This window comes from Clostridium sp. AM43-3BH, from assembly GCF_003479985.1.
Taxonomy (GTDB): Bacteria; Bacillota; Clostridia; order Lachnospirales; family Lachnospiraceae; genus Otoolea; species Otoolea fessa.
Genome location: NZ_QUIH01000004.1, coordinates 115798 through 134444, shown reverse-complemented (window position 1 = coordinate 134444; position 18647 = coordinate 115798). Strand labels below are relative to the sequence as shown.

The 18647-nt window shown below is 46.3% G+C and carries 15 protein-coding genes; 3 read left to right on the top strand and 12 right to left on the bottom strand.

Features of this window, described 5'->3' with window-relative positions; genetic code table 11:
* Nucleotides 1-255 precede the first annotated feature (255 nt).
* The 5 genes from DW931_RS08070 to ftsH form a co-directional block, all read right to left on the bottom strand.
* On the bottom strand, nt 256-1218 hold the full coding sequence (locus tag DW931_RS08070) for an ABC transporter permease (protein ID WP_022360158.1): 963 nt from the start codon (nt 1216-1218) through the stop codon (nt 256-258).
* Entirely contained in the window at nt 1215-2291 is a 1077-nt protein-coding gene (locus DW931_RS08065) for an ABC transporter permease (RefSeq protein WP_022360157.1), read from the bottom strand. The genes DW931_RS08070 and DW931_RS08065 overlap by 4 nt, the downstream gene beginning before the upstream one ends.
* A complete protein-coding gene (locus DW931_RS08060) occupies nt 2288-3844 on the bottom strand; it encodes an ABC transporter ATP-binding protein (protein ID WP_118481916.1) in 1557 nt (518 codons plus the stop codon). The genes DW931_RS08065 and DW931_RS08060 overlap by 4 nt, the downstream gene beginning before the upstream one ends.
* Nucleotides 3845-4036: 192 nt before the next feature.
* A complete protein-coding gene (locus tag DW931_RS08055; RefSeq protein WP_118626945.1) occupies nt 4037-5230 on the bottom strand; it encodes a BMP family ABC transporter substrate-binding protein in 1194 nt (397 codons plus the stop codon).
* A 428-nt stretch (nt 5231-5658) separates the two neighbouring features.
* Complete coding sequence (gene ftsH / locus DW931_RS08050) at nt 5659-7536, bottom strand: ATP-dependent zinc metalloprotease FtsH (protein ID WP_118468261.1); 1878 nt, start codon at nt 7534-7536, stop codon at nt 5659-5661.
* Nucleotides 7537-7796: 260 nt separating this feature from the next.
* On the opposite strand from ftsH, the gene DW931_RS08045 reads away from it, so the two are divergent.
* The 3 genes from DW931_RS08045 (at nt 7797) to DW931_RS08035 (ending at nt 10368) form a co-directional block, all read left to right on the top strand.
* On the top strand, nt 7797-8297 hold the full coding sequence (locus DW931_RS08045; protein WP_118481915.1) for a MarR family transcriptional regulator: 501 nt from the start codon (nt 7797-7799) through the stop codon (nt 8295-8297).
* Between the two features lie 211 nt (nt 8298-8508).
* Nucleotides 8509-9447, top strand: coding sequence for a tyrosine-type recombinase/integrase (locus tag DW931_RS08040; RefSeq protein ID WP_118481914.1), 939 nt, complete (start codon nt 8509-8511; stop codon nt 9445-9447).
* Nucleotides 9448-9468: 21 nt separating this feature from the next.
* Nucleotides 9469-10368: a tyrosine-type recombinase/integrase gene (locus DW931_RS08035; protein ID WP_118481913.1), complete on the top strand. Its 900-nt coding sequence runs from the start codon at nt 9469-9471 to the stop codon at nt 10366-10368.
* A 477-nt stretch (nt 10369-10845) separates the two neighbouring features.
* On the opposite strand, the gene DW931_RS08030 is transcribed toward DW931_RS08035, so the two are convergent.
* From DW931_RS08030 to DW931_RS08000, 7 genes are all read right to left on the bottom strand, one after another.
* Nucleotides 10846-11598 carry an amino acid ABC transporter ATP-binding protein gene (locus tag DW931_RS08030; protein ID WP_118468269.1) on the bottom strand — a complete coding sequence of 251 codons (753 nt, stop codon included), beginning with the start codon at nt 11596-11598 and terminating at the stop codon, nt 10846-10848.
* Complete coding sequence (locus DW931_RS08025; protein ID WP_022360148.1) at nt 11588-12277, bottom strand: amino acid ABC transporter permease; 690 nt, start codon at nt 12275-12277, stop codon at nt 11588-11590. Before DW931_RS08025 ends, DW931_RS08030 begins: the two co-directional genes overlap by 11 nt.
* 174 nt (nt 12278-12451) lie before the next feature.
* Nucleotides 12452-13285 (bottom strand): basic amino acid ABC transporter substrate-binding protein, encoded by an 834-nt coding sequence (locus tag DW931_RS08020; protein WP_117796215.1) that lies wholly within the window; start codon nt 13283-13285, stop codon nt 12452-12454.
* 692 nt (nt 13286-13977) lie between these two features.
* A complete protein-coding gene (locus tag DW931_RS08015) occupies nt 13978-15330 on the bottom strand; it encodes a TRAP transporter large permease (RefSeq protein ID WP_117796216.1) in 1353 nt (450 codons plus the stop codon).
* Entirely contained in the window at nt 15327-15953 is a 627-nt protein-coding gene (locus DW931_RS08010; protein ID WP_117796217.1) for a TRAP transporter small permease, read from the bottom strand. Before DW931_RS08010 ends, DW931_RS08015 begins: the two co-directional genes overlap by 4 nt.
* Nucleotides 15907-16968, bottom strand: coding sequence for a TRAP transporter substrate-binding protein (locus DW931_RS08005; RefSeq protein WP_117796218.1), 1062 nt, complete (start codon nt 16966-16968; stop codon nt 15907-15909). Before DW931_RS08005 ends, DW931_RS08010 begins: the two co-directional genes overlap by 47 nt.
* A gap of 15 nt (nt 16969-16983) precedes the next feature.
* Nucleotides 16984-18645, bottom strand: a complete 1662-nt coding sequence (locus tag DW931_RS08000) for a hydantoinase B/oxoprolinase family protein (protein WP_118626944.1) — start codon at nt 18643-18645, stop codon at nt 16984-16986.
* Nucleotides 18646-18647 lie beyond the last annotated feature (2 nt).

The following is an 18647-nucleotide window of genomic DNA, read 5'->3' as shown; positions in this document are numbered from 1 at the left end:
GAACCTGCCACATCGTTTTATAACCTTTCCTTCCATTTCAAACAGAAAAAGACGGTTTTCGTCCGATCTTTCTGTTCTATCCCTTTAAAACCTTTGACAAACAACCGTCTTTTCTATTATTTCTATATCATTTCTGATGTCGTCCTATCATCTCAAGCCGCCATCTGACATCACCTATCAAGGGCTTCCCTTATTATTTCATGTAACTACTTTTTGCAGCCCTCCCACAAATCCTATAAGTTCCCCTTCATTTTCCTACCGTTCCTCCCGGAAATAATTCTCGCCCAGATGCGCCGGGATATGTGCCCCTTTATTCTTACGCATCGACGCGATCACCAGCACCAATGCGGTGATAATGAACGGAAGGGCATCGAAAAATGCCGTTGGAATCGCATACGTGTTTTTCGGCACATAGTATTTCAGCACGCGCAGAGCCCCGAAAATAAAGGAACCGTAAATAACATTGATCGGCTTCCACGCCGCGAAGATAACGAGGGCAACGGAAATCCAGCCAAGACCACCGACGCTGTCGCGCAGCCACACGCCGCCGTTGATGATCATCGAACAATACGCTCCGCCGATACCGCAGATCGCACCGGATAGCAGGATATTAATGTATCTCCACTTTGTAACTTCGATACCTGCCGCATCTGCTGCGCCCGGATTTTCTCCGATCGCCTGCACATTTAAACCAACCTGTGTTTTATATAAGTAGAAACTCGCCACAATCGCGATGATGATTCCAAGATAAACGAACGGGTTATAGGAAAATAATAATTCTCCGACCACCGGCAGATCACTGAGTCCCGGGATGTGGATGTTACGCATCTGTGCTGTCACCGCATCCGGAAGTTTCAGGGTGCCGTTCTCTGATTTTTCCAGCATAAAGACGCCGATAAAATTGGCTAATCCGACGCCGAAAATCGTCAGGGTCAATCCCGTTACGTTCTGATTTGCCATAAATGTGACAGTCAAAACACCGTAAATCAATGCCGACAGCATTCCAGCCACCGCCGCAGCTAACAGCGCTGCAACAAAGTTATCCGTCTGATAGCCGACCATGAATCCGGCGCACGCGCCAATCGACATCATGCCCTCGACGCCCAGATTCAGGTGTCCGACCTTCTCACTCAAAATTTCGCCAACCGTGCCAAACAGGAAAGGCGTACCCGCCAATACAGCCGCCACCAGAAATTTAATTACGATCTCGCTGCTCATGCGCGTGTACCTCCTTTTCCGCGAAATACAAATTGATACCGTATAAACAGTTCACATCCCAGAATGAAGAACAGGATGATTCCCTGCAGCACATCCGCGCAGTCCGAGGACAATCCGAATGAAGACTGAACTACGCTGCTTCCTTTTTCCAGCACGCTGAACAAAAAGGTAACCAGCAGAATCACAGGCGGATTCAACTGTGCCAGCCATGCCACGATGATCGCCGTAAATCCGACCCCTCCGGCAACTGCCGTCGTCAGCGTGACATCCGAACCGGTCGCCTGCACCATGCCGCCGATGCCGCAGACAGCGCCGGACAGAAACATCGTCCGCAGAACCACTTTTTTCACATTCATGCCGGCATAGCGGGCCGTCTCCTGGCTCTCTCCCACGACGCTGATCTCATATCCCTGCTTGGAACGATTTAAGTAAACCGCTATCACTACCACAAGAATCAGCGCAATCACCCAGCCGAACTGGATGCCGAACACCTTATCGAGCGCCGCGTTCTTATTGAAACGGGCAATCTTCGCATATCCCTGGGAACCTGGGTCACGCCATGCGCCCTCTCTCAAAAATACGATGACATTCAGCGCGATATAGTTTAACATCAGCGTAAACAGCGTCTCGTTCGTATCATACCGGGTCTTAAACCACGCCGGAATGAGTCCCCACAGACCTCCGCCGATCGCGCCTGCCAGAAACATCACGATCACCAGCAGCCAGTGATTCCAGTTCGCATGGAACAGTGCAAAATACGAGGCAAAAATACCGCCCATAATGATCTGTCCCTCGGCTCCGATGTTCCAGAATTTCATTTTAAATGCCAGCGTCACGCCCAGCGACGCAATCAAAAGTGGAATCATGATTTTGACCGTCGCCTGTATCGCCATCTCGCTTCGCAGCGCTCCGGTTACAATCGTCTGATAAATGACAAATGGATTCTGCCCAATCAGCAGGATAAAGAATCCGCCTGCCACCAGAGCCAGCACGATCGCCTCCAGACGGAGGATCAATGTTTCTCTTTTTCCAAGTTCCGCCTTTTTTACAACGCGGATCCACGGTTCTTTCATGCCTGTTCCCCCTTCTTTTCGGATGCCATACTCTTATCCAGCCCCAGCTCGCCCGCTTCGGTACCGGTCATCATCAGTCCCAGCTGTTCTTTCGTGAGCTTCTTAGCATCCACGATACCCGTGATCTTTCCATGGCAGAGTACCATGATCCGGTCTGAAAGCTCCAGAAGCACATCCAGATCCTCACCGATATAGACAACCGCCACGCTCTTTTTCTTCTGCTGGTTCAGGAGGTCGTAAATCAGATAGGAAGAATTAATATCAAGCCCTCGCACCGGGTAAGCCGTGATCAGCACCTGCGGGCTCGACTCAATCTCACGTCCCAAAAGTACCTTCTGGACATTGCCCCCCGACATCATACGCACCGGCGTATCAACGCCCGGCGTCACGATTCCCAGTTCTCCGATCAGGCGTTCTGCCATCTCCCTTGCCGGTTTCCGGTCTACAAACAATCCTTTCCCTTCCGAATAGGACTTGAGCAGCATATTATCAACCATACCCATTGAAGCAACCAGTCCCATGCCGAGACGATCCTCCGGCACGAAACTCATGCTGATTCCGAGGCGGATGATCTCCGCCGGAGTCTTACCGATGATATTTTCCTTACGGTACAAAATAGCGCCCTTTTTCGCGTCCATCAACCCGGTCAGCGTCTCGCAGAGTTCTTTCTGGCCGCTTCCGGCAACACCGGCAACGCCCAGAATCTCGCCTGTTTTAATCTCAAAAGAAATATCATCCAGCGCCACGCCGCCGTCACTCTTATCGACGGTCAGATCGACAATCTTCAAAATGGTCTCTCTCTTCTCCATCTCCGGGCGCTCGATATTCAGGCTGATTGGTCGTCCAACCATAAGCTCCGTAAGTTTCTTCTCATCACATCCGGCAGTTTCCACCGTCTCGATGCTCTTTCCTTTTCGCAGAATCGTGACACGGTCACTGATAGAAAGGACCTCATTTAATTTATGGGTAATAATAATAATCGCACAGCCCTGTTCCCGCATCCGGCGCAGGATTTTAAACAGCCGCTCCGTCTCCTGCGGCGTCAGGACTGCCGTTGGCTCGTCCAGAATCAGGATCTGGGCGCCTCTATATAATACCTTCAGGATCTCGACCGTCTGCTTCTCGCTGACCGACATGTCGTAGACCTTTTTCTCCGGTTCAATTTCAAGTCCAAATGACTGTCCAAGCGCTTCAATTTTTTCCCGCAACGCCTTTCTTCCCAGCCGTTTTCCCTTGGTTCCCAGCACGATATTATCCATCGCACTGAACACATCCACCAGTTTGAAATGCTGATGAATCATACCTATTCCTAAATTTCTCGAATCTACCGGCGAATTTATGGAGACTTCTTTTCCTCCAACCAGAATCGAACCGGCATCTGGGTGGTAGATACCGGAAAGCATGTTCATGAGCGTTGTCTTACCGGAACCATTTTCTCCCAAAAGTGCCATAATCTCGCCGTACCGGACGGTCAGATCAATCTTATCGTTCGCCACGACGCTTCCGAATGCTTTCGTGATCTGCCTACACTCAATGGCATACTGTTCTGTCATATCGTCACCTCAAATGAATATTTAACCAATTTTTTAATCAATTTTCTAAAAAAGAAAAAAGAGGTGCCGCAAATGAAAGTGGATCCATTTGAAGCTGCCTCCTTTTATCTGTTATATACTCTTGGAATCTGCAACACCCGGAAGCGTTTCCGAACCTGTTTCAGCATCGCTTCCAGGTATATAATTCCGTGATTATTTCTCTACGATGTTCTTGAAGTACCAGTGGATATTGCCTGTGATATCTGCATCGGACATATGCTCGCCCTCGGTGCCAACGGTGGTTCCGTCGTTGCACTCGATCACGCCATCAAATACATCCCAGTCGCCAGACTCGATCTTCGCACGTGCCTCATCGATCTTCTCCTGCGTACCATCTACGCACAGGTCAGATAACGGGGAAATGTCTACCAAACCTTCCTCCAGACCGCCGAAGTAGTTCTCGCCTGTCCATGTACCATCAATCAGATCCTGTACAGCTTTGGTATAGTAAGCGCCCCAGTTCCAAACGGTGGAGGTCAGAACTGCCTTCGGAGCATCCTTGCTCATATCAGAGTTGTAACCAACACCAAATACGCCAGCTTCCTCAGCTGCCAGCTGCGGGTTCGGTGTATCGCAGTGCTGTCCAATGACATCACAGCCCTCGTTGATCAGGGCTACGGCTGCCTGTTTCTCACCTTCCGGATCGTACCAGCTGTTGGTGGTCTTGATGTAAACGGTTGCATCCGGGTTTACAGAATATACACCCATTGCAAATGCGTCACATCCGCCGGTAACCTCGGCATTGTCCTTGCCCCAGGCGCCGACATAACCGATCTTATTGCTCTCTGTCTTTAAACCAGCCGCGATACCAGTGAGGTAACGGGACTGATAAATCCGTCCAAAATAATTGTTAAAGTTCACACCGTTGGATTTGTAGCCGGTTGCATGGGAGAAGATAACGTCCGGATATTCTTCTGCCAGTGCCTCGCATGCATCCATGTAGCCCCAGCTTGTCGCGAAGATAATCTGGCATCCTTCCTCGACACACTCGCGCATTGCTGTCTCGATGGCAGTCTGATCATCGTCCGCTACGTTGTTCTTGCGGATAATCTGATCATCCTCCAGACCAACGGCTTTCTGCATCGCTACGATACCCTGATCATGCGTATAGCTGTAACCGGAACCATCCGCCGGATTTCCAATATGAATCACTCCGACCTTCAGATCCTCTTTAGCAACTGCCGGCATCACGCCCTCTGCTGCCTCGCCTGCTTCTGTGTCTGCCGCGTCAGCTCCCTTTTCCTCCGCTGCCTTCGTATCTGCTGTATTAGAAGACGAAGAAGAACAGCCTGCACACAGGGACAGCGCCATGGCAGCGCTCAGTAACACGCTTACTACTTTTCTCATAACATTTCCTCCTAAGAATGCCTGCGAATGCGGTTCTCTCCCTTTCTCATCGTTTGTCAGAATTCCCTCGCAGAACCTGAAATCCGAAAATAAAACCGCATTCCCGAAAATTTAGATCGATACAGGAGATATTATTGCATATTTACAGACGCTTTTCAAGGAATTTGCCTGATTTTTACTGTGATATTTATTAATCTCTTTTCATAAGTTTTACTTATTTCTTTTTCTCTCCTGTAATCCCCCGATATGCAGGAAGGGAACACCGGAGGAATCAGCTGCCAGCATCTTTTTTCGACGCAGACAACACAAAAACAGGCACCAGACATTTCCTTTCAAAATGCCTGATACCTGCTCAGCTCACTGTAACTGATTTCTCTTATAACTTCGGCAAACACGTAACCGTCCACCTTATAATACACGGCTCTGTTTTAAGCCTCTGCCTCGCCATCTTCTTTCTTCTCTTCCAGAATCTTCATAAACTCCTCACCGGTGATCGTCTCCTTATCCAGAAGATAGTCTGCCAGCTCATGAAGCTTATCCTCATGCCCGGAAAGAATAGCTTTCGCTTTCTCATACGCGCTCTTTACCAGCGCAATCACTTCCTCATCGACCCTCGCCGCCGTCTCTGCCGAACAAGCCAGGGAAGTATCGCCGCCTAAGTAGGCGTTGTTGACCGTCTCGAGCGCTACCATGCCGAAATGGTCACTCATGCCGTAACGCGTCACCATCGCACGGGCGATCTTGGTTGCCTGTTCGATATCATTCGAAGCCCCTGTCGTGATAGAATGGAAGATCAGCTCCTCCGCCGCACGGCCGCCGGTCAGTGTCACGATCTTGTTGAACGCCTCTTCCCTGCTCATCAGGAAGCGCTGATCCGCCTCCACCTGCATCGTATATCCGAGTGCCCCGGAGGTTCGCGGCACAATCGTGATCTTGTGGACCGGAGCCGAGTGCGTCTGCAGCGCCGCTACCAGCGCATGACCGATCTCATGGTAGGAGACAATCTTCTTCTCATCCCCGGAAACACCGGCATCCTTCTTCTGATATCCGGCAATAACCGTCTCGACACTCTCTTCCAGATCCTGCTGGGACACGGTCTTTCGTCCCATCCGGACTGCCCGCAGCGCCGCCTCATTGACAATGTTTGCCAGCTCCGCGCCGCTCGCACCGTTGGTGGCACGGGCGATCTCATTGTAATCCACACTCTCATCCACTTTAACCTTTTTGCCATGGACTTTCAGAATTGCCTCACGGCCTTTCAGATCCGGCAGCTCTACCGGAATCCGGCGGTCAAAACGTCCCGGACGAAGCAACGCCGGATCGAGGGATTCCGGACGGTTGGTCGCCGCCAGAATGACAACACCCTTCTTGCCGTCAAAACCATCCATCTCAGTCAGAAGCTGGTTCAGCGTCTGCTCGCGCTCGTCATTGCCGCCCATGCCGGCGCCGTCACGCTTCTTACCAATCGTATCGATCTCGTCGATAAATACGATACACGGCGCTTTTTCATTGGCCTGTTTAAATAAATCACGCACCTTCGCCGCACCCATGCCGACAAACATCTCAACAAATTCCGAACCGGAGATCGAGAAGAACGGAACGTGTGCTTCCCCGGCAACGGCCTTCGCCAGCATCGTTTTACCGGTTCCTGGAGGTCCGACTAACAGGGCGCCCTTCGGCAGCACCGCACCGATCTCCGAGTATTTTTCCGGCTTATGCAGGAAATCGACAATCTCTTTTAATGCATCCTTCGCCTCTTCCTCGCCAGCCACATCTGCAAATGTGATACCCGTCTCGGATTCTGCATAAATCTTCGCATTCGACTTGCCAAACGTCATTGCGTTGCCAGGTCCGCCACCCATCCGTTTCATCAACGAACGTCCCATGAGCTGTCCGATTCCCACAAAGAGAACCAGCGGCAGGATCCAGGTCAGCAGGAAATTCAGCAGCGGTGACGCCTGTGTGTTGATCTCCGCACTGTATTTCACATCCTTACCATCCAGCAGATCATACAGGTTGACACCCGGAATCTCGCCGGTTTTATAGGTGACATTCCACGCTGTGTTTTTATTGTCATTTTTTAGCGTATAAACGATCTCATTGTTCGTCGTCACATACACTTCATCGACATTATCTTCCTTCAACTGATCGCTGAACTGGTCAAACCGCACCTGCTGCGTCCGATCCATCATAGATGGAAAGAGGAAAATATTTAACAGCATGACAATCAGCATAACCAATCCATAATAATATAAAAATGATTTTCTGGGCGGCTGCTTTCCGCCGCCGTTCGTGTTCTCTACCATAGATTGTTCTCCTTATTGTGAGTCTGTGACAGATGGTTTCTGTGTTTCTGTCACATCGTTTCGTGATACATTAACATATACAGCATTCTTTGTTATTTGTCAATCCAAAACAGTAAATATTTATTTACTTTTTATATTTGTTGACCTTTTTGTCTGAATGTGCTAGAGTACAAGTAAATTGATGTTTCCTTGTTTGCAATTTATGTTTGTGAAATGAACCGCATTTTATTACTTTGATATTTAAATTTGGAGGTTTTCCTATGAATCCAGGCAAAAAAAATTCAAATCTTTTAAAAAACACCGGTATCCACTTCCTGGAGTTTGCACTCGGCTTTCTCTCCCTGGCGAAATGCCACTACCAGCCAAGCCATGATATGAAAGTCAACTCGCTTCCATTTTTTGCCCTGATCGCGCTCGACAGCTGGGCAGATCAAGACTATACCATGTCTGAGCTGGCGGACAAGCTGAGTATCACAAAGCAGCAGCTCTCCCATATGATCAAGGTTCTTGAGGAACGCGGTCTGGTCGAGCGGATCCACGATACAGCCAACCGCCGCCGCGTCTACATCCGCATCTGCGATTCCGGTCGTGAGATGATGAACCAGATGAAGCAGGAAATGCTGTCTTCCACCCTGTTTGGGCTGCGCGCTTACACCCCGGAAGAACTGGCATCGATGGACGAGTGCCTGTGCCGCCTGATGGAATTAATGAAGAAATTCAACTGTGAAACCGATGAACCTGTAAAGAATGTATCCGTATGATAAAGACACCGGAGACACTTTTTTCTCCGCTTTCTTTTAAATCCTGTATAATTGACTTTTGTAACGTCCAGCAGCATTCCGGATTGATTTCTCTGCCATTTCATCCTTTCATCCGTTCCGGTGTGTTCCACGCCTCGGCAGAGTTTTCTTTCTGTGCCAATGGACGTTTCTCAATGATACAGAAAGAAGGTTCCTACATATTATGCCACAAATGATAGAAAATCATATTTTTCCACACGCTGCTCATAGCAAACACACTCTCCCCCTCTCATCCAGGCAAACTTCTGCTGCCATTCCACGCCTTTCCGGTCAAACGCGTGCTGCCGCACCTGCAAGAGCCCAAAAGGCCGCGGACGAATTTGCCCGCTACCTGCTCACGCGCAACCTTGCCGATGAGACACTCCGCGCTTACACTTATGCTGTACGGCAGTATTTTACCTATTACCGTGACATTACTTACCCCAATTTAAAGCTATACAAAATCTTTCTGCTCGAGCACTACAAGCCGCAGACCATCAACCAGCGGATCCGGGCTTTGAATGCCTACCTGGATTTTAAAAAGCTCTATCCCGGGCATCTTCCCATGGTAAAAATCCAGCAGAAAACATATCTGGATCACATGATCAGCGAGGCGGATTATGAATACCTGAAACGCTGCCTGCTTCGGGATGAACGGTACACTTACTATTTTCTCATCCGTTTCATGGCGGCAACCGGCGTCCGGGTCAGCGAGGTGATTCAGTTCCAGGCAGAAGATATTTTCTCCGGCTATAAGGACATCTATTCCAAAGGAAATAAAGTCCGGCGCATCTACATTCCACAGTCACTCCGAACCGATACCCTCAAATGGCTTTCCTTTCTCCACAAATCCCACGGTCCCATCTTCCTCAACCGCTTCGATTCCCCCATCTCTCCAGGCGGCATCCGCAGCCAGCTCAAAACCATCGCCCTCTCCTACCACATGACACCGGAAATGGTACATCCGCATGCATTCCGCCACCGGTTTGCCAAGAGTTTTATCGAAAAATGCGGCGATATTTCCCTGCTCTCCGACCTGCTTGGACACAAAAATCTCGAAACAACCCGGATTTACCTGCGTCGTTCCAGCGGCGAGCAGTATGAGATTGTCAACCGGGTAGTCACCTGGTAGAGAGGAGTAAATGAAGCACATATGAATTTTGAAACACTTATTTCCGACTTTGGCATTTACCTTGAAAAACAGGGGCACGCCGCCATCACCATCCGGGTCTACAGCTGTTCCGTCCGGCTGTTTTTTTCGCATTATAACAGCCTTTCAGTCGAGCACCTGCAGTCGTACCGGCGCTGGCTGCTGGAATGTTATAAGCCATCGACAGTGAATACGCGGATTCTGGGGATGAACCGGTTTCTGGATTTTATGCAAAACAGAGGATTGTTGGATAATGAAAAGGCGAATTTTCAATCCCCCATATCCGCCCCCACAGATTCACTCCGCATCACTCCCACGGGTCACTACCGCTTGCGCCCCATCCGGGAGCAGAAGCACACCTACCTTGATACAGTGATCTCCCAGAAAGATTATGACCGGCTCAAACGGCGGCTAAAAAAGGATGAAAATTACTTCTGGTATTTCATCGTGCGTTTTCTCGCCTCCACCGGCGCGCGCGTCAGTGAACTGCGCCAGATCAAAATGGAGGATCTGCAGCTTGGCTATCTCGATCTCTACTCCAAAGGCGGCAAGATACGGCGATTGTTCTTCCCCCTCTCCCTCTGCGGGGAAGCAATCCCCTACTTTGCCTCTCGCGGCATCGACAGCGGCTTTCTCTTCCTGACCCGCCGCCGCACCTGCATCTCCGCACGCGCCATCGAGATGCAGTTAAAAAATATCGCAAAGCGCTACCGCATCAATCCGGCAACAATGTACCCGCATTCTTTCCGGCACCGCTACGCCATCAATTTTTTGAAACGGTTCAATGACATTTCCCTGCTGGCGGATCTGTTAGGACACGACAGCATCGAGACAACCCGGATTTACCTGATGAAATCGAGTCAGGAACAGCAGACAGTGATTGACCGGGTGGTGACGTGGTAGGCACAGGCGTGTGAAAACCATAAAAGGGGAAAGAACTGCCATTTTCCACAATTCTTTCCCCTTTATTATAGATTTATTTTTTCTCTGCCTCCACAATCACGAGCTCATATGGAAGTGCTTCCTCAGCGCTATCGGTTCTAATGTTTTCACCCGACCGTTCTACCGCATTCTCTTTTTTCTCCTGCTTCCCACTGTCCAGCTTTGTCTCAACATTCTGTTCCGCCTTCTTTTCAGAATCTTCCTCCTTTTCTGCTGTTCTACTAATAAGACGATGGGAGATTTCATTTGGTTTTATATATTTGCAATTTTTTTAACAACTTTTCTTTCCAAATAAACATTTTTCAAAACGGAAGTTAGAAGAACCAGATGGATAATAGAAAACGCATAAAGATATTACAGGCATAAAAAAAGCCCGGCAGAAAGAAAATGTGCTATGACATTCTCTCCCTACCGGACTTTTCCTAATATTAAATTTCCTTACAGCACCTTACTCAAAAATGCCTTCAATCTTTCGCTCTTTGGATGCTCGAAAAACTCCTTCGGTTCGTTTTCTTCGATGAAGTTGCCGCCCTCCATGAACATGACGCGGGTTGCCACCTCGCGGGCGAAGCCCATCTCATGGGTAACCACGACCATCGTCATGTGCTCCTCGGCAAGCTGGCGCATTACATTTAATACCTCACCTACCATCTCCGGGTCAAGCGCGGAGGTTGGCTCGTCAAAGAGCATCACATCCGGATGCATCGCCAGGGCGCGGACGATCGCCACACGCTGTTTCTGACCGCCAGAGAGCTGTCCCGGATAGGCGGATGCTTTTTCCTTTAATCCGACACGCTCCAGAAGCTTCAGTGCCTCCGTCTCTGCCTCGTCCTTTGGGCGTCCGAGCAGTTTCATCGGTGCCAGCGTCATATTATCAAGAATCGTCATGTGCGGGAACAGGTTGAACTGCTGGAATACCATTCCCATTTTCTGACGAAGTTTATCAATGCTTGTCTTCGGATCCGTGATATCCGTTCCCTCAAAATAGATGTGTCCGCCGGTCGGGGTTTCCAGCAGGTTCATGCAGCGCAGAAATGTGGATTTACCGGAACCGGATGGTCCGATCACACAGACAACATCCCCCTTGCGTATCTGGGTAGAAATATTAGTCAGGACCTTTAAATCACCGAATGCCTTGGAAAGATCCTTGATGTCAATTATCACTTCTCCGTTTTGTACTTTATCGTTCATTCTTTCTCAGGCTCCTTTCCAGATTCTGTGCAAAGTGGTTGAAGATCATCGTCAGCGCCAGATAAACAGCAGCCACTATCAGAAGCGGTGTCCACGCGTCATACGTTCTGGAACGGATGATATCGCCGCCCTTCGTCAGATCCTGCACCGCCACGTAACCGGCTACCGAAGTCTCTTTCAGAAGAACAACAAACTCATTGCAAAGTGCCGGAAGTACGTTTTTAAATGCCTGCGGCATAATGATATAGCGCATCGTCTGCACATAGTTAAAACCAAGGCTTCGACCTGCCTCCATCTGTCCCTCGTCGATCGACATGATACCGGAACGGAAGATCTCCGCTACATACGCTGCCGAGTTAAGACCAAACGCGATCACACCGACAAAGACGCCAGCAAATACACGCGATACAAAAATACAGTAGTAGAAAATCATCAGCTGGATGACAACCGGCGTTCCCCGGATGACCGTCAGATATACCTGGCAGACACCATTTAAAAATTTCATTTTTCCAGTTTTGTCGTGAGTTGCACGAACAATCGCAATCAGCAGACCAAGGGCAATGCCGATCAGGGTCGCAAATAACGTGATGATCAGGGTATTTTTCAGGCCCCCTGTCAGATACTGCCACCTGTCATCCTTGATCAGGTTTAAATATAAGGCCTGCTTGAGTTTCTCCAATCTGTTTTCCTCCTTGTAAGGTGATATAGACTTGAAAAAGGGCTGCCGCCGAACCGTGTTTTCGCCATTCTGCAGCAACCTTTTTCCGTTCCGTCAGATACCGGAAGCACTCTGGGTGTTTTCCGGATCACCTGAATCCATCCATCTGACGATTCATTTCAATTCTCTTTTATATTACTCAGCGGTAATGTATTTTTCAACGATCTCGTCCAGTTTTCCAGACTCTTTCAGGTTTGCGATGGATGCGTTGATAGCGTCCAGAAGCTCTGTATTGCCCTTCTTAACTGCGATTGCGTACTCTTCTTCTGCATACGGTGTTTCCAGAAGCTTTAAGCCTTCATTCTCGTCTACAAATACCTGTGCCGGTTTGTTGTCAATGATAACTGCATCGATCTTGCCAGTGGACAGCGCCTGTACTGCATCGGCGCCCTTGGAAAATCTCTGTACGCTCTCCTCGCCGAAATCATCGGTGGAGTACAGGTCGCCGGTGGTACCCTGCTGAACGCCGATCTGCTTGCCCTTTAAATCATCCAGGGATGCGATGTCGCTGTCCTCTGTTACGATAACAGACTGAACGCCGATTGCGTAAGTGTCAGAGAAATCCACCTGGGTCTGACGATCCTCGGTAACAGTCATGCCTGCTGCTGCGAAATCAGCTTTGCCAGACTGAACCTCCGGGATGATAGAATCGAATGCTACGTCGGTGATTTCCAGAGATGCTCCCATATCCTCGCAGATAGCGTTTGCAATATCTACGTCGATACCTACGATATCATTTCCATCGTGGTACTCATACGGTGCGAACTCAGCGTTGGTGGACATAACCAGAGTCTTTCCTGCAAATGCGCTGTCGCCAGCCTCTGCTGCCTCGCTGCCCTCTGCTGCCTCTGCGGTTGTCTCCTCATTCTCCTCTGCGGCTGCGGTTGTCTCTGCCGGTTTGGAAGAGCATGCTGCTAACGATGCTGCCATAGCAGTTGCCATAGCGATTGCTGCTAATTTCTTTTTCATAATAAATTCCTCCTCATTTCTATTCGCTGCTTTTGTATTTTTATGCAGTAAATACGAATATTCTTACTTTTATTACTGTATCTAGGAATACATTATACCGCATTTTTATAAATAATCAAGCCTGAATTCCTGTTTTTTACATGGTTTTGTATGATTATGCATTCTTTTCCAATTTGTACGGTTCCAGTTACGGACAGATCTGGTTGTTAATTCTTGGCACGGGAGTTTAATAGTTGCATAATCAGGTTAGTGAAATTTTGAAAGTAAATGAAAGCAGATGACAGCTCGAAGAATGTTTCCGGTTTCCGAACGGATTATCAATTCATAACGAACAGTAAAATGAGAACAATTCCAAAAATGGACAAGGAAGAAAAAAATACTATAGTCTGCAACAGCAACAAAAATCGCTGCACCCCAGCAAATACAAGGGTTACAGCGATTTTATTTTCACTCAACTGCCAAAGACTGGATATATATTTTTTTCAATAATCCAAATTTTTGTTTTTTCTGTGTTTCCTGTTTTCAAACTTCACGTTCTCTCCACAGGCAATATCATTTACTTAGAGAATTTCTTTGAAAAAAATTTCCTTTTTTCTACCAATAACTCAACAAGCACTTGACAACACCTTGATAGTTCAGCGCCTCAGCTAAAAAAACGCATAAAAGCAATCCATTCGTTATAATAGCGTTGACTAGAAACTATAAAACAAGCCCGGCAACCAGGTTGATACGACAGGAACAAACGATACCAGCAGCAAAATAGGTAATGCACCAAAAAGCAAAAATGGAAGAATAGGTTTAATAAGTTTATGAATCGGAACATCACAAACTCTGGAACATGCCATCAGACAAGTAGCCATTGGCGGTGTAATTGAGCCAATACCGATCGAAACAAAAACGATTACTGCTAACTGAATTGTATCAATCCCACATGCAGTAGCAATCGGTGTAAGAAGCGGCACCAGCGTCAAAATAATAACATTTCCATCCAAGAAAAAACCTATAAAAAACAGCAGAAGATCTATTAACAGGATAAGACCAATACGATTATTGGTAATTCCCAACATTAACTCTGCCACCAACTCAGGAATATGGTTAAGTGTCATCAAGCGACTGAAAATCAAAGTCATTGGAAACATTATAACCAATGCCGAAACATCCTTGACTCCCTTAGAAAAAACGCCCATCAATTGAACCAGAGAAAGCTTTTTATAAACTACCACTCCCATGATCGCTCCATATAAACAGGTAATTGCACCTGCTTCTGTCGCTGTAAAAATGCCGCCATAGATACCCCCTAACACAATTACCGGCATTAAAACTGCTACAACAAGCTCTAAAAAAAATCTATTCCGGCTTATAGTCTCACGCGCATTTTTTTCTGATTCTTCTTTAGGCTCATTATCTTCAGTACATGCAGAAACGGATGCAACTGTTTTACCCGCATATTCTGGATGATAATATTTTATATAAATAATCCGATTAATGATCAAATAGAGCCCTGCCCATATTAATCCCGGCACAATCGTAGCCATAAATAAAGCACCAACCGATGCCGAGGACACGGATGCAAAAATAATAGCATTTACATTTGGTGGAATCATAAAGCCAAAAGGACTGGAAGCTGCAATTAATGCCGCTAAATATGCTTTATCATATCCTTTCTTTTCCAATTCTGGCACCATAGCTGTTGACAGTGTATTAGCCGTTGCCAATGCCGAACCGCAAAGGGCTCCAAAAAAGCAGGAAACTACTGGAATTGTGGCCGTCAATCCTCCCTTTACATTATGTAGCATCTTATCCGCTACCCGAATCAGCACATTTGCAATTCCGCTTCGCTCAATCAAAGAACCTCCTACTATAAAAAGCGGAATCGCCAACATAGAAATAGAGTTCAAAATGTAAAACGCATTCGTTGCAAACGTTCCTGTACTTCCAAGCCCCATATATGCCACAAAAAAGGAGCCGCCCAAAAATGCTAACGGAACTGCAACGCCGGAAAAAATCATGAGTAAAATTAATACTGCAGCTATTCCAAATATCATAATGTGCGTAACCTCCTTATAGATTTACAAACATTCACCACATAATAAACCATCATCCCCAAAGCTCCTAAAAATACAGAAGCATATACCCACCACATGCTAAATCCAACAGCTGGAGACACCGTATTACGTTCAATATGTGTCATCATTAAATTAAATGTTAATGGCATAAATAATCCACATATTATAGTAGAAATAATCAAACTAAACAAATGAAGTGCTTCTTTTGACTTTTCCGTCTTACACAGATTCAAGAAGAAATCGACTTTTAGCATATTGTCATCACGCACAACCAGTATTACTCCAAGCCATACAAATACAATAAATAGAATTGTTGGCAATTCCTCATAGCCGTGCATATTAATATTAAATACCCAACGACTGAAGATTGTCAGATTAACCATAATCATCATCACAATCAACAAAATACCCGCTAAATTTCCAACCACAAATTCAACTATATGATCTAATTTTTTTAAAAATTTCACCACGTTCCTCCTCTCTTTAACGGTAAATAAAAAAGCAGGGGATACTACAAACATAGATATCAATCCACTTGCAGCATCCCCCATACCATTAATAATTAAACAGCTCAGATACCTGATTGTATAATTCTTCTCCAATCAGTTCTCTCCACTTATCCGACAGAGAAGCCGCATACTCTTTCCATTGATTCAATTCCTCATCTGTTGGCTGATAATATGTAATTCCTTTTTCATCAAAGAATTTTTCTGCGTCTGCTTTCATATCTTTATAAGATTCATATTCAGCCTCTGAACACGCCCAGGCAGCATCCACAAATATCTTTTGATCCTCTTCGCTATACTGATTAAACTTATCTAAATTCATCATCAAACTATACGAAGTCCACTGAGCTCCAACATATGAATAAAATGGTGCTACTTCATAATAATTTTCAATAATATATGAAGGTATCTGCTGATCCGTAGCCGTAATCAAACCATTCTGCAGCGATGTATATAACTCTCCGTATGGCATAATTGCGATATTTCCCAAACCGCCATAAAATTCGTTAACAATAGCATCTTCATATGTTCGAAACGTTTCATTCGCCAGATCCTTCGGCACTTTAATCAATTTATCTGTCGAAAAGATGTGGCGCTGTAAGCCACTGTTTTGTGCCAAAAGTTTAATTCCATTTTCTTCATAAAGCTTTGTATTAATAGCAAATCCTTCTGCATTCGGATTAGCAAGCTTTTCCCTCACTGTGTCTAAATCAGGTAATAAAAATGGAATTCTTTGCCATGCAAATCTCTTATCTACATTAGACATTCCGGCACCAAAGTTAAAATCCGTCTCCCCATCCTGAATCATCTGAAAGGATTCCGCATCGCTGGCATAACTGGAATACCAATAAATATCTACTACATAACGGCCATTACTATTTTTCTCCACCTCTTCTTTAAATTTCAGTAGTCCATCAGCCCAGGGATTATAATCCGGGGCAACCTCTGGATCTAACGCTGATGTTGTCAAAACAAGATGAGTTGCATCTGAATCTGCTTTCGTAGTTTCTTCCGCTTTATCGCTCTGCAGTGCAACTGTATTATTACCTCCACATCCAACTATAGTTAATGCCATCATTGCTGCCATTGTCGTTGCAATTAATTTTTTCATTGTACTCCTCCTTTTTCAACATCCACCATATTCTTTTTCTGCTCGTTCCTGGCTGATCAAGCCATCTTTCACATCACACTTTAATGCTTTTTTATCTCTCTCAAGCGGATTACCCCAACCTCCGCCGCCACTTGTCTGAATATAGAGTCTATCTTTCTTATAAAAACGCACCCTTGCTTTCGAAGGCAAATGTTCTTCCGTTCCATCAGCTCTATTTACTGTAAAACGAGCTCCTAATGCTGCTTTTCCACCATTCAATCCCCACGGTGCCGTATTAACACGATCAGAGGCAATAAAGCAGTCCACCTCATCTGTCTGGAATTCCAGGACTCGCTCAATTCCAAATCCACCCCTGTGCTTACCAGGTCCTTCAGAATTTGGAGCTAAACCATATCGTATTACCTTAACCGGCATGATTCTTTCAAGAACTTCTACTGGTGTATTTCTGGTATTAGTCATATGCGTATTAACTCCACTGGTTCCATCTTGATCGCACATTCCACCATATCCTCCTCCAACAGTTTCACCATTAGCAAAGAACGAATGTGTTTCTGGATTATAACCACCCAGCTGAATTCCATTCATAGATCCACAAGCAGCCGCACATACTTTTTCTGGAACCACTTGAGCCAGTGCACCAAGCAGTACATCTACCAAACGCTGACACGTAATAGAATTTCCAGAACCGGTAGCTGCTGGATATACCGCATTTACCAAGGAACCTTCCGGTGTTATAACCTCAAAGCGGCGATATGTTCCAGAATTCGGTGGAATCGTGGGATCCGTCACTGCTCGAACAACATAATAAATGCAAGCCAACGCCATCGGACGAACACAATTCAAAGGTCCTCTTACCTGAGGGCATGTTCCCGTAAAATCAATTTTAATATGTGGACCTCCTGTAGTAATTGTTACCTTGATTTTTAATGGCTCTGTTGTAGTAATTCCATCTCCCTCTAAGAAATCCTCAAATTCAAATGTCCCTTTCGGAAGTTTTTCTAACTCTGCTCCCATTCGCCGGTCACAGTAGTTCTCTAACTCTGCAATTGCCTCAAGAACTACTTCTACGCCCATCTCATCACATAATTCCTCAAACCGCTTTTCTCCTACATTATTTGCTGCAATCTGAGCCATCAAATCTCCACTACTTTCGTATTTTGTTCGGATATTAGAGCGAAACATAGCAAAAATCTCAGGATCTACTTTTCCTTCTTTTTTTATCTTTACTGGTGGGAAGCAAATCCCTTCATGGAAAATTTCCGTTGCATCTGGTGTTAACGAACCCGGAACCTTTCCTCCCACATCTACATGATGCGCCAGATTTCCTACAAAAGCTACTAGCTCTCCTTTATAAAAGATCGGAGAAAAGATAATAATATCTGGCAAATGAGTTCCACCAATGAATGGATCATTGTGCATGATAGCATCTCCAGGTTTCAGTTCTTTTTTGTTAATATGCTTTAAAGCTCCCTTTACTCCCCAAGGCAACACTCCTGAATGAACAGGTATATGCTCTGCCTGTGCAATCGTCTCTCCATTTACATCAAATAACGCACACGAACAATCTCTTCTATCTTTAATATTTGTGGAATAGGCTGTCCGAATTAATGCTGCTCCCATCTCTTCTGTAATTGCAAAAAAGCGATTTCGCATAACTTCCAATGTGATTGCATCCATCT

What these genes read in the sequence shown, in the direction of transcription:
- DW931_RS08020 (WP_117796215.1), bottom strand. Translation starts at nt 13,285, where the DNA reads ATGAAAAAGAAATTAGCAGCAATCGCTATGGCAACTGCTATGGCAGCA.
- DW931_RS08065 (WP_022360157.1), bottom strand. Translation starts at nt 2,291, where the DNA reads ATGAAAGAACCGTGGATCCGCGTTGTAAAAAAGGCGGAACTTGGAAAA.
- DW931_RS08000 (WP_118626944.1), bottom strand. Translation starts at nt 18,645, where the DNA reads ATGGATGCAATCACATTGGAAGTTATGCGAAATCGCTTTTTTGCAATT.
- DW931_RS08045 (WP_118481915.1), top strand. Translation starts at nt 7,797, where the DNA reads ATGAATCCAGGCAAAAAAAATTCAAATCTTTTAAAAAACACCGGTATC.
- DW931_RS08035 (WP_118481913.1), top strand. Translation starts at nt 9,469, where the DNA reads ATGAATTTTGAAACACTTATTTCCGACTTTGGCATTTACCTTGAAAAA.
- DW931_RS08055 (WP_118626945.1), bottom strand. Translation starts at nt 5,230, where the DNA reads ATGAGAAAAGTAGTAAGCGTGTTACTGAGCGCTGCCATGGCGCTGTCC.
- DW931_RS08060 (WP_118481916.1), bottom strand. Translation starts at nt 3,844, where the DNA reads ATGACAGAACAGTATGCCATTGAGTGTAGGCAGATCACGAAAGCATTC.
- ftsH (WP_118468261.1), bottom strand. Translation starts at nt 7,536, where the DNA reads ATGGTAGAGAACACGAACGGCGGCGGAAAGCAGCCGCCCAGAAAATCA.
- DW931_RS08030 (WP_118468269.1), bottom strand. Translation starts at nt 11,598, where the DNA reads ATGAACGATAAAGTACAAAACGGAGAAGTGATAATTGACATCAAGGAT.
- DW931_RS08040 (WP_118481914.1), top strand. Translation starts at nt 8,509, where the DNA reads ATGATAGAAAATCATATTTTTCCACACGCTGCTCATAGCAAACACACT.
- DW931_RS08005 (WP_117796218.1), bottom strand. Translation starts at nt 16,968, where the DNA reads ATGAAAAAATTAATTGCAACGACAATGGCAGCAATGATGGCATTAACT.
- DW931_RS08070 (WP_022360158.1), bottom strand. Translation starts at nt 1,218, where the DNA reads ATGAGCAGCGAGATCGTAATTAAATTTCTGGTGGCGGCTGTATTGGCG.
- DW931_RS08015 (WP_117796216.1), bottom strand. Translation starts at nt 15,330, where the DNA reads ATGATATTTGGAATAGCTGCAGTATTAATTTTACTCATGATTTTTTCC.